Below are 17,489 nucleotides of genomic sequence, written 5' to 3' on the forward strand. Positions count from 1 at the left end.
CATCTTGCTTACGCTGGCACTTCCGCAGTCAGAAATTCAATAGCGCGGCGCTCCGAATAGTAGTTGCCATCCGGCGTACCCTCGGGAAACCCTACATGGCCACCCTCACGAGGCGTTTCCAAAAACACGAATTGACTATTTGCGGCCGCGTCGCGGGGGAAGCAGGCGGGGGGCAAAAATGGGTCATTTTCGGCATTCACAATAAGAGTAGGCACCCGAATATGCTCGATATAACGCCCTGAGCTGGAATGCTCATAGTAATCGTCAGCCGACTTGAAGCCGTGCATAGGAGCCGTAAAACGGTCATCAAACTGCACAAAGTCGCGTAGCTCTTCTAAGTTTTCAATATCCACTTGTCCTGGCAGTAATTCAGCCTTTTGGCGCATCTTAGCCCGTAGCGTTTTTAAGAATCGGTTCAGATACACGCGGTTTTCGGGGCGGGCAATGTGCTGAGAACTGGACTTTAGATCAGTTGGTACCGAAAACACAGCAGCGCGCTGTACCTGAGCAGGTACGCGGTCAGCCTTTTCCCCCAAATATTTTAAGGTCACGTTGCCGCCGGCAGAAAAACCAGTGAGATAGATTCGCTTGTAATGACCAACGCCTAGGGCGTAGCGCACTACGAAATCAAGGTCATCGGTGTCGCCGAGGTGATAGGAGCGGAGCAGCCGGTTCATTTCGCCACTGCAGCTGCGGTAGTTCCACGCCAAGGCATCAAAGCCAGCGCGGTTGATAGCTCGTACCATACCACGCACATACGGCCGGCCAGCATCGCCCTCCAGCCCATGCGAGACGATGGTCAACGTGTCAGCCGCTTTCCCTTCCGTCACTCTCGACCAGTCCAAGTCTAAGAAGTCACCATCGTCAGTTTCCACCCGTTCGCGCTGGTAGCGTACATCGGGCACCGTGCGCCACAGGCTGGGCACAATGGTCTGCAAATGGCCGTTAAACATGTAAAACGGCGGCTGATAGCGCGAGTGTTGAATAAGCGGCATGACCAAAAAGGTATAGAATGGTGTTTGCCCGGCGGTGTTACTCTAAAATAGACAAAAATCACTTCCTAAAGTATAAACGCAGAAAAAAGTTCGTCATGCATACCATTACTGCCGGGTTAAACAAAGCTTTATAAGAGGCGCGCTATTGGTTAACTGCTTCAATAAGGAGCAAAAGTGAGGGGGAGCTATTTGGTATTTCCATCCAAAGCCTTACCTTTGCCACCCGAACTGAAATTTAAATCGAGCAGAACGTCACTATTTCCATACCATGGCGAATCATAAATCGGCCCTCAAGCGCATCCGTTCCAACGAAGCCAAGCGCGTGTTGAACCGTTACCAGGCCAAATCTACCCGCACCGCTATCAAGAAGCTGCGTGCTGCCACCGATGCCACTGAAGCCCAAGAGTTGCTGAAGAAAGTATCGTCAATGCTAGATCGTCTGGCTAAGAAGAACATCATTCACAAGAACAAGGCGGCTAACAATAAGTCGAGCCTGACCAAGTTCGTGAACTCGCTAGCTGCCGCTTAGTTTAGCAAGAGGCTTTCTGCTCTAGCATAGAAAAGGCCCTGCGCGCAAGTGCAGGGCCTTTTCATGTTTCTATTAAGCCAAGCAATAAACGGAAGCCGAGTTAATGTACTCCGCTTCCGTTTATTGCCTTCCTAGTTTAGGCCACGCTCACCTTCACCATATTGGTCTTGCCTTTCTCGTTGATGGGCATTGACGCTGTATTGATGAATACGTCACCTTTTTTGAGGTTGCCGGTAGTGGTCAACACATACTTAAGATCCGACACGGTGTTGTCGGTGCTCACCATGCGGTCATAGTAGAAAGCGCGCACACCCCACACGAGGCTCAATACCGTCAGCAAGTCGCGGGTGTCAGTGAAGACGAAAATATCGGCTTTGGGACGGTATTTAGCGATTTGAAAGGCTGTGTAGCCACGGTGCGTTAAGCCAGTAATAGCGCTGGCTTTTGTATTACGAGCAAGGTGAACCGCCGCAGATAATACGCTGTCGACCATAAAAGATGGTGCGGCTGGGTCGATGGGGTGGAAGCGGTGGAATATATTATTAGCGTGGGTTTCAACACTGCGCACAGTGTTCACCATGGAACGAATAACCTCCACTGGATACTCGCCAACGGCCGTTTCAGCGGACAGCATAAGGGCATCAGCACCATCAAGGACGGCGTTGGCCACGTCATTGGTTTCCGCGCGCGTTGGTCGTGGGTTAGTAATCATGCTCTCCATCATCTGAGTGGCAACGATTACCGGCTTGCCGAGCTTATTGCACTTCTCGATAATCATCTTCTGCGCCAGCGGAACCTCGCCACCATTGATTTCTACGCCTAGGTCGCCACGGGCTACCATAACAGCATCTGTTAGCGCAATGATCTCGTCGATGTTGCGGAGAGCTTCCGGCGTTTCGATTTTCGCAACCACGCGCGTCTGCTTGCCACTTTCTGCAATCAATGACTTAATGAATCGGATGTCCTCTGCCCGGCGGGCAAAGGAAAGGGCTACCCAATCTACATCGTGCTCCAAGCCGAATTTTAGGTCCTCGATGTCCTTCTCCGTCATCGACGGCGCTGATACGTCCGAGTCGGGCAGGTTAATCCCTTTGCGCGGCTTCACAAGTCCTCCGTACACTACTTCCACATCTACCTCCTGCTCACGGTCGGTAGCTAGTACCCGTAGCTCAATTTTGCCGTCGTCAATCAGAATCATGTCTCCAGGCTTCACATCGCGGGCTAGCCCCATATAAATGGTGCTTAAGCGCGTAGCCGTGCTGATTTCTTTTTCGCCGCACACCAGCTTAATCTTATCGCCGGGCTTTATCTCAACACCACCACCTTCTACATCGCCAAGACGAATTTTGGGGCCCTGCAAGTCTTGCAGTAAGCCCACATTCGTGCGTATATCCTTGTTCAGGCGCCGCACATTATTAATAACTGCTAAATGATCCTCGTAGGAGCCATGTGAGAAGTTGAGGCGAAACACATCGACACCCTCCCGAATGAGCGTACCCAGACGTTCGTAAGTGTTTGAGGCAGGGCCAACGGTGGCCACAATTTTGGTTTTATTGTAATGCGGACGAGGTTCCATAAGCAGGTAGCACCAAGCTCCAGCTTGGTGGATCGTTGAACGAGTAAGTTGGGGGGCAATTTGAAGGCTGTTTATGACAGCACACCACGCTGGAGCTAGGTTACTTCATCAAAACAGCAGGTTTTCTTTAAACTTCAATTCATTTGGGTCGAACTGACATACGTACTGTACTGCGGGTAAGGCCGTAAGCTGTTCTATCAATTCACTAGCCGCCAGCGCACCCGACCCATTACTAACTTGCAGCAAGTAGTCATACTCTTTAATATCAGGTGCAAGAAACGGCTTTTTCAGTGGCGATGGGTCCACGGAACGGTTGCGTAGTAGCCGTAAAGTAAGTGTTTCAGTGGCGTACACATAATTGCTGATAACCAAACGACCTTTTGTTAGCAGGTCATATATGAGGTCTTGCTGCTTCACCAAGCGCAGGCGCAGGGCCTGATTCAGCGTCCAGGCAAGGGTGTGTTCGCGGCTCGATGAGACGAGGCCAAATAGCTCAAAGTCACAGTCATACTCAACATCCAGCGTTAGCATTTTCATAGGGTGCTTGCGGGCTTACGCAGGACAAAACAACGGACCGCAGGAGCCAAAGGGAACTAGCTCGGCCGTAATCTTGTACCTGCAAGATTAGGGGTGGTTGGTTTGACAATGTTAGGGAAGTTAGTGTTATTTGTGCCGAGTTTTCTCTAAACCCCCACGGAAATGTCTGAAATTGCAGAAAAAGTAAAGGCCATTATCATTGACAAGCTTGGCGTTGAAGCCTCGGAAGTAACTCCAGAAGCTAGCTTCACCAACGATCTGGGCGCTGATTCGCTGGATACTGTTGAATTGATCATGGAATTCGAAAAAGAATTTAACGTGTCTATCCCCGACGATCAGGCCGAGAATATCGCCACCGTGGGTCAAGCTATCAGCTACCTCGAGGAGCACGCCAAATAACCTGATGGCTTTGTAGCCGTTACCCGTTCTATTGCTTACCGGCCGGCCCGCCGCCGGCCGTTTTGCTTTCTAATTTCTCCCGTTAGCCTATGTCTCTTCGGAGAGTTGTTGTGACCGGCCTTGGTGCCCTTACGCCTCTTGGCAAAACCGTCACCGAATATTGGGATGGTTTGTCAAGGGGCGTTAGTGGTGCCGCGCCCATCACGCGCTTTGACGCCAGTAAGTTCAAAACCCGTTTCGCCTGCGAGATAAAGGGGTATAACCCCGATGATTATTTCGAGCGTAAAGAGGGCCGTAAAATGGACTTCTTCACGCAGTTCGCCATCATTGCCAGCGACGAAGCTATCAAAGATGCTGGCTTGCTGGACGGTGTTGACCGCGACCGGGTAGGTGTTATCTGGGGTTCCGGTATCGGTGGCCTCAAAACCTTTCAGGAGGAATGCTTCACCTTCGCGAAGGGCGACGGCACACCCCGTTACAACCCATTCTTCATTCCGAAGATGATTGCCGATAGCTCGTCGGGCAATATTTCCATTCGGCACAAGTTCCGGGGGCCAAATTTTGTGACTACTTCCGCTTGCGCGTCGTCGTCCGATTCTATTGTTGCTGCCTACAATTACATCCGCCTCAATCTGGCCGATGTAATGGTAACTGGTGGCTCGGAAGCTGCTATTACGGAAGCAGGCGTAGGCGGATTCAACGCCCTGAAGGCTATGAGTGAGCGTAACGACGCGCCCGAGCAGGCTTCCCGCCCTTATGATAAGGAGCGCGATGGTTTTGTGTTAGGTGAAGGCGGCGGCGCTATTATTCTAGAAGCCTACGAGCACGCAGTAGCCCGGGGGGCAAAAATTTATGCTGAGATTATCGGCGGCGGCATGTCTTCGGATGCTTACCACATCACCGCCCCTGACCCAGAAGGCAATGGGGTAGTGCTGGTGATGCAAAACGCCCTGCGCGATGCAGGCATTGGCCCAGAGGATGTGGATTACATTAATACTCATGGTACTAGCACGCCCCTAGGCGATGGGGCCGAGGTGAAAGCCATTGAGAAGGTATTTGGTGAGCATGCTTACAACCTAAACATTAGCTCCACCAAAAGCATGACTGGCCACCTGTTGGGCGGCGCTGGCGGTATTGAGGCTATTGCCTGTATTCTGGCTTTGCAGCATGGCGTGATTCCGCCTACCATCAACCACTTTACCGCTGATCCAGAACTAGATCCACGGTTGAACTTTACTTTCAACGAAGCGCAGAAGCGGGATATAAATGTGACGCTGAGCAATACCTTCGGCTTTGGTGGGCACAATACGTCGGTTCTGTTTCGCAAATTTCAAGGTTAATGACACGGCCGGGGCAGCCACTTCCGCTGTTCGGATTCTTCCGGCGGTTGCTGGGGCAGGATAGGGCTTTTCGCCAAGCCATTGCCACAGTGACTGGCCGCACGCCGGATAATATTCGGCTGTACCAACTAGCGTTCACGCACTCGTCGCTGGTGCGACAACAGGATGATAAAAGTCGTACTCAGAGTAACGAGCGCCTAGAATTTCTGGGTGATGCTGTACTCGGGACGGTGGTGGCCGAATACCTATTTCGCAAGTATCCTTACGAGCAGGAAGGATTTCTCACGGAAATGCGCTCCCGCATTGTGAATCGTGAAAGCCTAAACGCCTTGGCTCTGAAAATTGGGCTGGATAAGCTAGTGCAGCTCGACCCAACCCAAGGCAGGGCGGCCCGTTCACGCTCTGTCAACGGTAATGCGCTGGAGGCCTTAGTAGGAGCTGTTTATCTGGATCAGGGTTACAAAGCAGCCCGAAAATTTGTGTTAGCCCGCTTGATTAAGCCTTATGTAGACGTAAAGTCGCTCACCACTACGACTGCTAATTTCAAGAGTAAGCTTATTGAGTGGGCGCAACGCCAAGGCAAGCATCTGCGCTATGAGTTGGCCGGTGAGCCTCAGATGGGTGGCGTAATGGAATTTTCAGCTACAGTATTTGTAGACGATGAAGCCGTAGCGACGGGCATGGGCCTCTCGAAGAAACAAGCCGAACAAACAGCGGCCGAGCGTGCCCTGACAGTCTTGGGCGTATAGCTGCTTCCATTGTTTGTGCGCTGCCCATCTTCTGCAGAGCTTTTGAGCCGCTAAGACAACTCTGGGGGGCAAAAAGTAGTTGTTGGCTAAACTATTCTCTCTTTCCATGCGATTAGCTGGCGCTGCCCTCAACCAGATTCCTTTTGATTGGCACCATAATCTGCGTACCATTCGCGAAGCTATTGAGCAAGCGAAGGCGGCTGGTGTCGATTTGCTATGTCTGCCGGAGCTAAGCCTGACAGGCTACGGGTGCGAAGACTTATTTTTGAGTGACTGGCTATCAGCCGCAGCGCTGGAGTATCTGCAGCAGATTCGGCCCTGGACAGAGGGTATTCTGGTTTGTGTAGGTTTGCCTGTTCGCATTGACGGAAGGACCTATAACACCGCTGCTGTACTGCGCGACGGCGAAATTCTAGGCTTTGCTGCCAAACAGTTCCTAGCCAACGACGGCGTGCATTACGAGCCGCGTTTCTTTAACTCCTGGCGGGCGGGCGAAACTACTACCATTGCGTGGCAAGGCGAGACATGGCCTTTAGGCGACTTAGTTTTTGAGCACCAAGGCGTTCGCTTTGGCTTTGAGATTTGCGAGGATGCGTGGCGTCCCGCTGATGATCGGCCGGCAGGCCGTTTGATGGAACGCGGAGTACAGCTCATTGTGAATCCATCGGCCAGCCATTTTGCTATGAGCAAAACGGATGTGCGCTACCAACTCGTATTGCAGGCTTCGCAAAAGTATAATTGCACCTACCTCTACGCTAACCTGCTGGGCAACGAAGCTGGACGTATCATTTACGACGGCGAAATACTGGTGGCGCGTAATGGGCATTTGCTGCTCCGCAATCAGCTGTTAAGCTTCAAGGAAGTGGATTTGGAGTGCATAGATGTTGACTTTGACTCAGATTTGCCCCCCACGGATGTTGTGCCCTTGCCCACACCCGACGAATACCGCGAGCTGAACCAAGCCCTCAGCTTAGCCCTGTTCGACTACATGCGCAAGGCGCGCAGTCGTGGATTTGTGCTGTCCCTTAGTGGCGGCGCCGACTCCTGCATGTGTGCCGTAGCCGTGGCCGAAATGGTACGCTTAGGTACAGCGGAGCTAGGTACAGCCGAGTTCATGCGTCGTGCTGGGTGCTTCACAGCCGAAGAAATTGCGACGCTAGCTGGCCCGGTTGTGCTAGTAGCCGACCAGAATGCACCCGGCCCAAAAGATGCTTCCCTCAGCCTGCTTAACCAGAAGCAAAAAGCAGTCAATCAAAAGCTGACTGGCCGCTTACTTACTACTGCTTACCAGGGCACGGTCAACTCTTCCGATGATACGTTTCAGTCGGCGAAGGAGCTGGCTGACGAGCTGGGGGGCATTTTCTTTGATTGGACCATCGATGAGGAAGTGGAAGGGTATGTTGCCAAGATTGAACACGCTCTCAATCGGCCGCTAACGTGGCAGACCGACGATTTAGCTCTCCAAAATATTCAGGCGCGAGTACGAGCTCCCGGCATCTGGCTTTTAGCCAACGTGCAAAACTGCCTGCTGATTACTACGTCCAACCGCTCCGAAGCGTCGGTGGGCTACTGCACGATGGACGGCGACACGGCTGGCAGTATTTCGCCCATTGCCGGCGTCGATAAGGATTTCGTAAAAAAATGGTTGCGTTGGGCTGAAAAAGAACTTGGCTACCACGCTTTACGCCACGTGAATGCGCTGCAACCCACGGCTGAGCTTCGCCCTTTGGAAGATAAGCAAACGGACGAGCGCGACCTGATGCCGTACGTGTTGCTCAACCGCATCGAGCGTCTGGCTTTCTACGATCGCCTTAGCCCGCGTCAAGTGTTAGCCACTTTGGTGCAAGAAGAAGCATCGACCGATGCGGAACAGCTGAAAATCTATGTAAAGCGCTTTTACTCGCTGTGGGCGCGCAATCAGTGGAAGCGTGAGCGCTACGCACCGGCCTTCCACCTCGACGACTATAATGTGGATCCGCGCTCTTGGTTGCGCTTCCCTATCTTGAGTGGGGGCTACACACAAGAGCTAAGTGAATTATAGCCGCTGAGCGTGCCTTGGCCAGGCTTACGCAGAGGAAATGTTGCTGCTTTGCGTAAATCAGGGCTCTACTAATCAAGGTATTATGGAAATATAGAACTGTGAGCGCAAGTTTTACGCGTTAACTTGGCCTAAGCAGATATAAGCTTAGTATGTGCAGGAAAAGCCGAGTGCTGAGCTTAGGTCGTTTTTATTCTTCGGTTTTCGCTTCACTGGTGTACACACTTCCGCTGCCCATCGCTCACAGCATTCCGTCTTCCGGCCAAGGCTTCGCGGCATCTGCCGATGCCAAGTTGGTAGCGCAACTCCAGCAGGGCAGTGAGGCCGCGTTTCGCCAGTTGGTAGAACAATACCAAAACCGGATTTACCGCACGGTATTGGCGCTACTACGGTCGCCGGAAGAGGCGGAGGATGTGGCACAGGAAGTATTCGTGGAGGTCTACCAAACAATTGATAGGTTTCGGGGAGAGGCCGCGCTGAGCACTTGGCTTTATCGGCTGGCCACCTCGCAGGCCCTTAAACACCGACAGCGCGCCAAGGCGCAGAAGCGCTTCGCTTATTTCACCAGCCTCTTGGGCTTCGATAATCAGGTGCTGCACGAGCCGGCCGACTATGCCCACCCGCAGGCCCAACTGGAAGGGCAGCAGCAGGTTGCATTTTTACTGACGCATATTGCCCGCTTGCCCGACCAGCAGCAAGTGGCTTTTACGCTGCGCCACGAGCAGGAATTGAGTTACGAGGAAATAGCCGCTGTCCTCAGAACAACCGTGCCGGCCGTGGAATCTCTGTTGTTTCGCGCTCGCAAAACCCTTCGCAATCATCTTATTCCACTCCTGCCCCATGTCTGATCCTGCTACTCGCCCCTCTGCCGATGAGGAATTGGAAGACCTGTTGCGCCAGTGGCGTAACATGCAAGATGCCCAGCCTCAGCCTTTCTTCTATAGCCGAGTACGTGCCCGGCTCGTTAGGGAGGCAACCGGAGAGCGCCAACCGTTGCGTACTTGGCTGCGCTGGCCCAGCTATGCTGCATTACTGGGCATAGTGCTGTTACTTAGCGGCGACGGTGCCGTACTGCGCTCTGCAGAACCCGTAACTCACTATCAGCTTGATGGAGGCCCGCCGGCGCCTCTACCCGCCCGCCGCTAATTACTTCAGCACTGTCTCGTCGTGCTTACGCCCGATACCTGAATAGGCATTCGACTTACAAAGATGTAAGTCGAATGCCTGAGTACCTTTGCCTTTGTACCCCTCTTTTTTCTTCGCATGACCTCGCTGCTCGCTTACATTACATGGGACGTTGCGCCCGAAATCGTTAAGATAGGCCCCCTTACCCTGCGCTGGTACGGCTTGCTGTTTATGTCCGGCTTTGTGCTGGGTAGCTTTGTGCTGTCGCACATCTACCGTTCCGAGCGCGTATCCCCGCAGTGGGTCGATGTAATCACGATTTATATGCTGGTGGGCACTATTGTAGGTGCCCGGCTCGGCCACTGCTTATTCTACGACCCTGGCTATTACCTTACTCATCCGCTCGATATTCTCAAGATATGGGAAGGCGGACTGGCTAGCCACGGTGCTACGTTGGGCATCTTGCTGGCTGTGTGGCTATTCAGTCGCAATAATAAGTTCGATTACCTCTGGACCCTCGATCGGATCGTGATTGTGGTGGCGCTCGGTGGTGCACTCATTCGCTTGGGCAACTTGTTCAACTCCGAGATTTTCGGCCACGAAACCACAGTACCCTGGGCTTTTAAATTTGTGCGCGACACGGAGCACTTAGTGAATGGCGTAGCCGTCCCGCGTCATCCAACCCAGATTTATGAGTCGCTATTCTGCGTGTTTTTGCTGGTGCTGCTGTACCTGATGTGGAACCGTACGAAGGAAAAAACGCCTAGAGGGCAACTGTTCGGCTTGTTCGTAGTGCTGCTGTTCACCTTCCGCTTTCTAGTGGAATTTCTCAAGGAAGATCAGTCCGACTTCGAGAGCGGAATGGTGCTGAACATGGGCCAGATCCTAAGTATTCCGCTGATTTTTATGGGTTTGTGGGTATTGTTGCGTGCCGGCAAATGGCCCAACAATCCCTTCGGCTTTGCCCCCCGAGATTTAGATGCACGTGCGGCCGCTGAGCAAGCCCAAAAGATGGTAAAATCGAAGTAGGCCATCATGCAGCATAAAAAAGCCCCCAGAACAACTCTGGGGGCTTTTTTATGCTTGTAAAGTAGCTGATGATTCCTTGCGTAATTATTGGGCTCCAACATTGGCCCCTGATTTCGACTGGCCCTGCAACGAATACTGGTAAAGTGATCCTTCTTCCGTGCTGATAACTAGGGTTTGGTTATCGGTAAAAACAATGCCTTCCGTTTGGCCCGCGCCAGGTAAGGCTATTCGCTGAGGCGTCGACTTGAGCAGCGTCTGAAACGAGTCGCCCTCATACAGAAACATCTCTTCCTTACCCATCAAGGCCAAGCGTTTGCCATCAGGGCTTAAGTCAGCATCTGTTACTTCGCCGTTGATAGAGAGGCTGGTAAGTAAGCGGGCGGTTTGCTGGCCGGGCTTATCCGGTACAGCATACACCTTACTGGTTGTTTGATTGGCGCGGTCGCGGGTGAAAAGGTAAATCATGCCGTCGTGCCAGAGCGCAGCCTCACAGTCGAAGTTCCGGGCATCTTTTGCGGGCGGAAATTCGCGCTGATCCGCATACGTGAATCGGATAGCGCCTACTTGCTTGGGGTTGGCTGGGTTGAGGCGATAGATAGCCAGATCTTGGCGGCTGTTGTTGTTGTTGCCCGCATCTATCACGAATAAGTTGCCCTTGTTATCCTGCGCCAAGCTTTCCCAGTCTTGGTTCGGCACACTGAGTCTGGTTTCGTTCAGCAGCTTGCCTGTTTCGTCAATTTTGTAAAGAATAGGGGAGTTGCCGGCGTCGCCGTGCGTGTAAAAGGTGCCTGCCTGGTCGGCACGGGCCAAACCAGAGCTTTCTGGAACTGCTTTATTAAGCGAACCTGTACGGCTCAAACCTGGCACCGCGCCCTCCATAAGACGATTTTCCAGGCTTTCTTTTTTATCCTTCTTCTTGCCCTTCTTGCCGGCTGCTACTTCATCGGACTGGGCCTGCGAACAACTAACGCTTAGCAAAGCGCTGATTGACAGTGTTATGATGGGGATTAAACGCATGGGTTGAGAGTATAAAAACAGAAAAACGTTGCCTGACCCAGTAGGCACAAGCAACGGTTACGGTTAGCTATACGCAAGATTCAGCTTAGGGTACGGGGTCATAGCCATGGCCACCCCACGGATGGCATCGGCCAATACGGCGTAGCGCCAGCCAGCCACCGCGCCAGGGGCCAAATTTGCCGATGGCCTGCGCCGCGTAGGCCGAGCAAGTAGGCTGAAACCGACAGCTGGCTGGGGTGAGCGGCGAAATAAGGTGCCGGTACAACCAGATAAGACCAAGAAAAAAGCGCCGGAACAGGGAAGCCATAGCGGAGGTTATGCGAAAAGCAACGGCAAGTTAGTTTTTGTGTTCGTTCCCTTGAGCAACAAACAAAAAGCAGGAATCGATCTAGTGAGTTGCTTATCCGTATTCAGTCCGCGAAATGAGTATAACAAGACAAGGTTTCAACAAAATATGCATACTACTCGCCCCACCTGAGTAAGTTTGATCTTTGCTTTATAGAAGTCCCTTTCTTACACACTCACTTCCCCTTTTCATTCCCACTACCCACCCCTTATGCTGAAAAAAATCTGGGCGAATGCGTTGCTGCTGGTACTCTTGCTACCAATGGCCGCCCGTGCCGACGAAGGAATGTGGCTGCCGATGTTTGTGAAGCGCCTCAACTACGTCGATATGCAGAAGAAAGGTCTGCAACTGACGGCCGAAGAAATCTATGATATCAATAATGCCAGCCTGAAAGACGCCGTAGTGCAGCTGGGGGGCTTTTGTACGGGCGAGTTTGTTAGCGGCCAGGGCTTGCTGCTCACCAACCACCATTGTGGCTACGATGCTATTCAGAGCCATAGTACGCCCGAGAAAAACCTGCTTGCCGACGGCTTTTTTGCCGCCAATAAGAGCGAAGAGAAACCCAACCCCGGCCTGTTTGTGGACATTTTGATGCGGATGGAAGACGTGACAGGAAAGGTGCTGGAGGGCATCACCCCCCAAACGCCGGAGCAAGAGCGCGTTGCGCTGGTGCAGCAGCGGCAGAAGCAACTGGCCGATGCAGCCAAAGAGAATGGCCAGTACGTAGCCTACGTGCGTGATTTCTTTGCCGGCAACGAGTACTATATGTTCGTGTATCAGCGCTTTGGGGATGTGCGGCTGGTAGGTGCCCCACCTGAATCGGTGGGTAAGTTTGGCGGCGACACCGATAACTGGATGTGGCCTCGTCACACCGGCGACTTCTCGATGTTTCGGGTGTACGCCAGCAAAGACAATAAGCCCACTACTGGCTACGTGGCCGACAATGTGCCTTACGTGCCTAAGAAACACTTGCCCGTAAGTCTGCAAGGCGTGAGCGAGGGCGACTTTGCCATGGTATTTGGCTTTCCGGGCCGCACGCAGCGCTTTCTGCCCGCTGCTGGCCTTCAGCTAACACTTGACCAAAGCAACCCAGCCCGCATCAAACTGCGCGATACCCGCCTGAAACTGTGGAAGGAAGATATGGATGCCGACCCTGCGCTCCGCCTCAAATATGCCTCCAAGTACGCCAGCATTGCCAACTACTGGAAGTACTACATCGGGCAAAACGAAGGCATGAAGCGCCTGAAAACGGTAGATAAGAAAAAGGCAGAGGAAGCGCAGTTTGCCCAGTGGATTGCCGCTGACCCCGCCCGCCAGCAACTCTACGGCAGCGCCTTGCAGGATATCAATCAGAATTACGCGGCGCTACGTGAGTTCAACCTGAGTAATGTGTACCTGAATGAGGCCGCATTCGGTACCGAAATCATGACGTTCGCGGCTCGAATGCTGCCTTTGCATTCGTTGTTGAAAGACCCAAATGCCGATAAAGCTGCCATTCAAAAGGCTACAGCCGAGTTGAAAGAGCCGGCTGCCGAGTTCTTCAAAGATTACAGCGCTACCACAGATAAGAAGGTTTTTGCCGCCCTTATGGGCCTCTACTACACTGATGTGCCCAAGGCCCAGCATCCGGAGGTATTTCAAACGGTGGCCAAGCAATATGGCGGCTCTATGAAGAAGTACACCGACTACGTGTTTGGCAACACCTTTCTAACCTCCCCAACGAAGCTAAACGCTTTTTTGGCGGCACCTACCTTGGCCAAGCTGGAAGCAGATCCGGCGTTCAAGACAATGAACTCCGTGTACCTGAACTATGTGCAGAAAATTGCCCCCCAGTTGCAAGCCAGCCAAGCTACCATGGGCCGGGCCAACCGCCAGTATGTAGCAGGCTTGCGAGCCAAGAACACCGATAAAGTGTACTCGCCCGACGCGAACTCGACGCTGCGCCTGAGCTACGGTACCGTGCGCTCCTATCAGGGCCGCGATGCGGTGAGCTATGACTATCAGACGACGGGAAAGGGTATTTTGGAAAAAGAAGACCCTACGAACCCCGAATTTGTGGTGCCAGCCAAGCAGGTAGGGCTTTTGAAAGCTAAAGACTTTGGACCTTATGCCAATAAGGACGGGCAACTACCGGTGGCCTTTATCACGGATAACGACATTACGGGGGTAATTCCGGCTCACCTGTCATCAACGGGCGCGGCGAGCTGATCGGATTGGCTTTCGATGGCAACTGGGAAGCCATGACGGGCGACCTGGCCTACGACCCCGACCTGAAGCGGTGCATTAATGTCGACATCCGTTATGTGCTGTTCTGCGTGGATAAGCTTGGTGGCGCTAAGCACCTTGTTGATGAAATGACCATAGTGAATAAGGGACCCAATCCGGGCGTCGGCGCTACTGCCAGCATGCCTAGCCAGGTGAATGGTGCTGGGGAAGCCGGGAAGATGAAAACCAAATCGGCTGAGGCCGGCAAGATTAAAATCAAGAAGAAAAAGAACAAAGAGAAAGCCGAGGCCAGCGCAAATATGTAAGGCCCACGACTTTATTACTGTTTAAAAAGCCCCCAGATGAATCTGGGGGGCTTTTTTATGTGCCAATAGTAGCAAACCGATTGACCGCAATTGCGCCGTGATAAGCTGGCTTTACATTCTCGTTGTAATAAAAACGCGAACTGAAACATTTGCCGCGAAATTTGCTTTGGGCGTGCGAGGCATGAATTAGCCTCTTATCTCCTTATTATGCTAAACGGGTACTTATCGTTCGTAACCTTATTTCTTTCCGTTACTATTTCTATTGCGAGTGCTGGAAACGGCCCTGGCGTGCGTGGTGCGCGGGCGGCAGCGCTGGGCAACGCGTCGGTAACAATCACGGATGTTTGGGCTGTAGGAAACAACGTAGCCGGGCTGGGCCAAGTAAGTCAAACTAGTGTCGGTTTCTATGCTGAAAACCGCTATTTAAGCTCTGCATTCAATAATGTGGCGCTTGTGGTGGCTACTCCGATGGGTGCAGTACATACCGAAAAGCCCCCCAGTCGTGGTGTAATCGGCTTCGAAGCGCAACGTTTTGGCAATAATCTGTATGCTGAACAGCGGCTGGGATTAGGCTACGGATATCGGGGCGGACAGATCAGCGTGGGTGGCCGCGTGGATGTATTGCAGGTCAGTATTCAGGGCTTGGGTAGTAAAAGAGTGGTTGCTGCTTCGCTGGGAGGGCAAGCTGAACTGATTCCAGATAGGCTGATATTCGGGGATATTTATATAATTTGAATCAGGCGCGTTTGGCTGCTTATGAGGATGAGCGGGTACCCACTGTGCTTAAAGCTGGGCTTTCATACCGCCCCACGAGTAAGCTAATGCTCAACGTGGAGACGGAAAAAGATGTGGAGCAGGATGCTGATTTCAAGGCGGGTATTGAGTATCAGTTGCTGGAGGCGCTGGCGCTTCGGGCCGGATTTGCTTCCCTAGTGGAGCAAACCACAGCTGGCGTAGGCTTCAAAGCCGGCCGTTTTCAGATAGACTATGCCGCGGCCTGGCAATCGGCGCTGGGTTTGAGTCAGCATGTGGGCGTGAGTTTGCAGTGGGCTAAAAAGTGAGTGCTCCATCCAAAAAAGCCTCCCAGGATAGGCCAAGCCTGGGGGGCGCGCACGATGAGACGCTACGGTGTGCGACTGCCAGTAAGCATCGTTGGTGGCGTACTATAGGGTGGGCCTGCGGGCTACTGTGTCTGATTTTGCCTCTGCGGCTTCAAGCGCAGGATTACGTGCGCCCCGCCGCCGATCTGGACCGGCTCATCCAGGAATTGTTTGCCGAAATTCAGAGCGACGAGGTAGCTTTTGAAGATGTATATGAAACACTGCTGCTTTATTATCAGACGCCTCTAAACCTGAATACAGCCAGCCGGGAAGAACTGCGAGGCTTACTATTGCTCTCGGAAACGCAGATTTCAGCCTTGCTGGATCATCGGCAGCAGCTTGGTCCGCTCCTGAGCTTGTATGAACTGCAAAGCATCGTGGGCTTTGAGCAAGTGCGCAGTATTTACCGCGTGGCGCCTTTCGTAACGGTACAATCTGGAAACCAGAACGCTGCGCGTGGTCCGCTCTGGCAGCGTATCCTGCACGAGGATAATAATGCCTTATTTCTGCGCTACGAGCGAGGTCTGCAGGCTCGTAGAGGCTATGCCGCCGCTGATACTACCAGCACCGGTCGACCACTTAGTCGCTACCTCGGCTCACCCGATAAGCTTTTGGTGCGCTACCGCGTCAGTCACACGCGCGACTTTAGTCTGGGTTTTACGGCGGAGAAAGATGCGGGTGAACCACTGATTTGGAAACCTGGGCAAGGGCGTATAGGGGCCGATTTTTACTCCGCACACTTTGTAGTGCAAGAGCGAGGCCGACTCAAAACTCTGGCCTTGGGTGATTACCAACTGCAATTTGGCCAGGGCTTACTGCTCTCATCGGGTTTGCAGGTAGGCAAAGGTGCTGAAACCATCACCACCCTGCGGCGCAGCAGCTTAGGTGTGCGACCTTATTCATCGGTGCTGGAAACGTCCTTCTTTCGTGGGGCGGCGGCAACCGTAAGCTTGCACAGGACCGTGCGCGCGACAGCTTTTTTCTCGGCCAAAAAAGTGGATGCAAATCAACAGTTTGCCACCGATTCGCTGGCCATCTACGATACGTTTTCGTCGGGTATCAGCACCAGTGGCCTGCACCGCACCGCTACTGAGTTGGCCAATCGGAAGCGTCTGCACGAAGCTGTAGCTGGCGGCAACATCGCTTATACAAGTGTGGGGGGCAATTTTGCGGCCGGCGCTACCTTGGTAGGCACACACTATGACGTGGCTTTGCAGCGCCGTCCCGAGCCCTATAATCAGTTCGAGTTTCGGGGGAAAGATAACCTGGCGGTGGGCCTTCACTATAGCTATGTGCTCGGTAACGTGCTCTTTTTCGGTGAAACAGCGCGCTCCAGCAGCGGTGGCTTGGGCACCGTGAATGGCCTGTTGGCCAGTCTGGCCACCAACGTAGAAGCCTCCATCCTGTACCGCCGCTACGACCGCAACTTTCACACCTTTTACGGGCAGGCCTTTGGCGAAAATACGCGTAATATCAACGAAAGCGGGGTATACCTAGGCCTGAAAGTGCGGCCTGCGCCGCGCTGGGAAATAACCGGGTATTATGATCAATTCTGGTTTCCGTGGTTGAAGTATCGTGTTGATGCCCCCTCGCGCGGCCACGATTATTTGCTGCGCCTATCGTTTGCGCCCACCAAAACCAGCCAACTCTATGTGCAGGTCCGCTCACGTACTAAAGACCAGAACGCGGACCTGACGCCCTTCCGCTCCGTGCCTCAGCCCGTACCCACCGAGCGCCGCAGCCTGCTGCTTTTCTACGACGCCGCGCCCTCATCTAGTATCAGTCTGCGCACGCGTCTGCAAGGCACTCATTACCGCGAAGACGGAGCCACGCCGCACACAGGTTTCCTGCTAGCCCAGGATGCCACCGTTCGCCTCAACCGCTATTTGCGCCTGAGCGCCCGCTACGCCCTCTTTGACACCGACGACTACGATACCCGGCAGTATGCTTTCGAGCAGGATGTGCTGTACGCCTTTTCGGTGCCCGCGCTCTTCGGTCGTGGTACGCGCACGTACGCGTTGGCAGAGGTAAAATGCACACGCCACCTCACGCTCTGGCTGCGCTATGCAGCTACGCAGTATCGCCATCAGCAAGTAATCAGCTCCGGCCTGGAAGAAATTGAGGGCTCCCTTCGTTCCGACGTGAAGATGCAGGCTCGTTACACATTTTAGTAAGTCC

General features: G+C 53.2%; 16 protein-coding genes and 1 pseudogene. 12 read left to right on the top strand and 5 right to left on the bottom strand.

Annotated features, from left to right (window positions below; all coding sequences use genetic code 11):
* Positions 1–8 precede the first annotated feature (8 nt).
* On the bottom strand, positions 9–995 hold the full coding sequence (locus G7064_RS16075; protein ID WP_166074383.1) for a YheT family hydrolase: 987 nt from the start codon (positions 993–995) through the stop codon (positions 9–11).
* Between the two features lie 268 nt (positions 996–1,263).
* Here G7064_RS16075 and rpsT point away from each other — a divergent pair, with 268 nt between their 5' ends.
* Positions 1,264–1,524 (top strand): 30S ribosomal protein S20, encoded by a 261-nt coding sequence (gene rpsT, locus G7064_RS16080; RefSeq protein WP_084444338.1) that lies wholly within the window; start codon positions 1,264–1,266, stop codon positions 1,522–1,524.
* 136 nt (positions 1,525–1,660) lie between these two features.
* On the opposite strand, the gene pyk is transcribed toward rpsT, so the two are convergent.
* Together pyk and G7064_RS16090 are read right to left on the bottom strand one after the other, a co-directional pair.
* Positions 1,661–3,100, bottom strand: coding sequence for a pyruvate kinase (gene pyk / locus G7064_RS16085; protein ID WP_133273862.1), 1,440 nt, complete (start codon positions 3,098–3,100; stop codon positions 1,661–1,663).
* Between the two features lie 108 nt (positions 3,101–3,208).
* Positions 3,209–3,637: an IPExxxVDY family protein gene (locus G7064_RS16090; protein WP_133273861.1), complete on the bottom strand. Its 429-nt coding sequence runs from the start codon at positions 3,635–3,637 to the stop codon at positions 3,209–3,211.
* 162 nt (positions 3,638–3,799) lie between these two features.
* On the opposite strand from G7064_RS16090, the gene G7064_RS16095 reads away from it, so the two are divergent.
* The 7 genes from G7064_RS16095 (at position 3,800) to lgt (ending at position 10,317) form a co-directional block, all read left to right on the top strand.
* Positions 3,800–4,036 (top strand): acyl carrier protein, encoded by a 237-nt coding sequence (locus G7064_RS16095; RefSeq protein WP_073109216.1) that lies wholly within the window; start codon positions 3,800–3,802, stop codon positions 4,034–4,036.
* 89 nt (positions 4,037–4,125) lie between these two features.
* Complete coding sequence (gene fabF, locus G7064_RS16100; RefSeq protein WP_166074384.1) at positions 4,126–5,376, top strand: beta-ketoacyl-ACP synthase II; 1,251 nt, start codon at positions 4,126–4,128, stop codon at positions 5,374–5,376.
* A complete protein-coding gene (rnc, locus tag G7064_RS16105; protein ID WP_133273859.1) occupies positions 5,376–6,125 on the top strand; it encodes a ribonuclease III in 750 nt (249 codons plus the stop codon). The genes fabF and rnc overlap by 1 nt, the downstream gene beginning before the upstream one ends.
* A gap of 106 nt (positions 6,126–6,231) precedes the next feature.
* Positions 6,232–8,166: an NAD(+) synthase gene (nadE, locus tag G7064_RS16110; protein WP_166074385.1), complete on the top strand. Its 1,935-nt coding sequence runs from the start codon at positions 6,232–6,234 to the stop codon at positions 8,164–8,166.
* 212 nt (positions 8,167–8,378) lie between these two features.
* Positions 8,379–9,011: an RNA polymerase sigma factor gene (locus tag G7064_RS16115; protein WP_240935539.1), complete on the top strand. Its 633-nt coding sequence runs from the start codon at positions 8,379–8,381 to the stop codon at positions 9,009–9,011.
* On the top strand, positions 9,004–9,309 hold the full coding sequence (locus G7064_RS16120) for a hypothetical protein (protein WP_166074387.1): 306 nt from the start codon (positions 9,004–9,006) through the stop codon (positions 9,307–9,309). The genes G7064_RS16115 and G7064_RS16120 overlap by 8 nt, the downstream gene beginning before the upstream one ends.
* A gap of 117 nt (positions 9,310–9,426) precedes the next feature.
* Entirely contained in the window at positions 9,427–10,317 is an 891-nt protein-coding gene (gene lgt, locus G7064_RS16125; protein ID WP_166074388.1) for a prolipoprotein diacylglyceryl transferase, read from the top strand.
* 84 nt (positions 10,318–10,401) lie between these two features.
* On the opposite strand, the gene G7064_RS16130 is transcribed toward lgt, so the two are convergent.
* A complete protein-coding gene (locus tag G7064_RS16130) occupies positions 10,402–11,334 on the bottom strand; it encodes a hypothetical protein (RefSeq protein ID WP_166074389.1) in 933 nt (310 codons plus the stop codon).
* 85 nt (positions 11,335–11,419) lie between these two features.
* Positions 11,420–11,641: a membrane protein insertion efficiency factor YidD gene (gene yidD / locus G7064_RS16135; protein WP_166074390.1), complete on the bottom strand. Its 222-nt coding sequence runs from the start codon at positions 11,639–11,641 to the stop codon at positions 11,420–11,422.
* A gap of 249 nt (positions 11,642–11,890) precedes the next feature.
* Here yidD and G7064_RS16140 point away from each other — a divergent pair.
* The 4 genes and pseudogenes from G7064_RS16140 to G7064_RS16155 all read left to right on the top strand — a co-directional run bounded on the left by G7064_RS16140 (position 11,891) and on the right by G7064_RS16155 (position 17,482).
* Positions 11,891–14,211: pseudogene (locus G7064_RS16140) on the top strand (S46 family peptidase).
* Positions 14,212–14,418: 207 nt separating this feature from the next.
* A complete protein-coding gene (locus G7064_RS16145) occupies positions 14,419–14,946 on the top strand; it encodes a hypothetical protein (RefSeq protein ID WP_166074391.1) in 528 nt (175 codons plus the stop codon).
* The gene (locus G7064_RS16150; RefSeq protein WP_166074392.1) at positions 14,943–15,272 is read left to right on the top strand and encodes a hypothetical protein; all 330 of its coding nucleotides are present in this window, start codon (positions 14,943–14,945) and stop codon (positions 15,270–15,272) included. Before G7064_RS16145 ends, G7064_RS16150 begins: the two co-directional genes overlap by 4 nt.
* A 137-nt stretch (positions 15,273–15,409) precedes the next feature.
* Entirely contained in the window at positions 15,410–17,482 is a 2,073-nt protein-coding gene (locus G7064_RS16155) for a helix-hairpin-helix domain-containing protein (RefSeq protein ID WP_240935540.1), read from the top strand.
* Positions 17,483–17,489 lie beyond the last annotated feature (7 nt).

This window comes from Hymenobacter sp. HDW8 (genome assembly GCF_011305775.1).
Taxonomy (GTDB): domain Bacteria; phylum Bacteroidota; class Bacteroidia; order Cytophagales; family Hymenobacteraceae; genus Hymenobacter; species Hymenobacter radiodurans.

Excerpts from the sequence above, each read along its gene's own strand:
- G7064_RS16130 (WP_166074389.1), bottom strand. The coding sequence starts at position 11,334 with ATGCGTTTAATCCCCATCATAACACTGTCAATCAGCGCTTTGCTAAGC.
- G7064_RS16075 (WP_166074383.1), bottom strand. The coding sequence starts at position 995 with ATGCCGCTTATTCAACACTCGCGCTATCAGCCGCCGTTTTACATGTTT.
- yidD (WP_166074390.1), bottom strand. The coding sequence starts at position 11,641 with ATGGCTTCCCTGTTCCGGCGCTTTTTTCTTGGTCTTATCTGGTTGTAC.
- rpsT (WP_084444338.1), top strand. The coding sequence starts at position 1,264 with ATGGCGAATCATAAATCGGCCCTCAAGCGCATCCGTTCCAACGAAGCC.
- G7064_RS16120 (WP_166074387.1), top strand. The coding sequence starts at position 9,004 with ATGTCTGATCCTGCTACTCGCCCCTCTGCCGATGAGGAATTGGAAGAC.
- pyk (WP_133273862.1), bottom strand. The coding sequence starts at position 3,100 with ATGGAACCTCGTCCGCATTACAATAAAACCAAAATTGTGGCCACCGTT.
- fabF (WP_166074384.1), top strand. The coding sequence starts at position 4,126 with ATGTCTCTTCGGAGAGTTGTTGTGACCGGCCTTGGTGCCCTTACGCCT.
- lgt (WP_166074388.1), top strand. The coding sequence starts at position 9,427 with ATGACCTCGCTGCTCGCTTACATTACATGGGACGTTGCGCCCGAAATC.
- G7064_RS16095 (WP_073109216.1), top strand. The coding sequence starts at position 3,800 with ATGTCTGAAATTGCAGAAAAAGTAAAGGCCATTATCATTGACAAGCTT.
- nadE (WP_166074385.1), top strand. The coding sequence starts at position 6,232 with ATGCGATTAGCTGGCGCTGCCCTCAACCAGATTCCTTTTGATTGGCAC.
- G7064_RS16145 (WP_166074391.1), top strand. The coding sequence starts at position 14,419 with ATGCTAAACGGGTACTTATCGTTCGTAACCTTATTTCTTTCCGTTACT.
- rnc (WP_133273859.1), top strand. The coding sequence starts at position 5,376 with ATGACACGGCCGGGGCAGCCACTTCCGCTGTTCGGATTCTTCCGGCGG.
- G7064_RS16090 (WP_133273861.1), bottom strand. The coding sequence starts at position 3,637 with ATGAAAATGCTAACGCTGGATGTTGAGTATGACTGTGACTTTGAGCTA.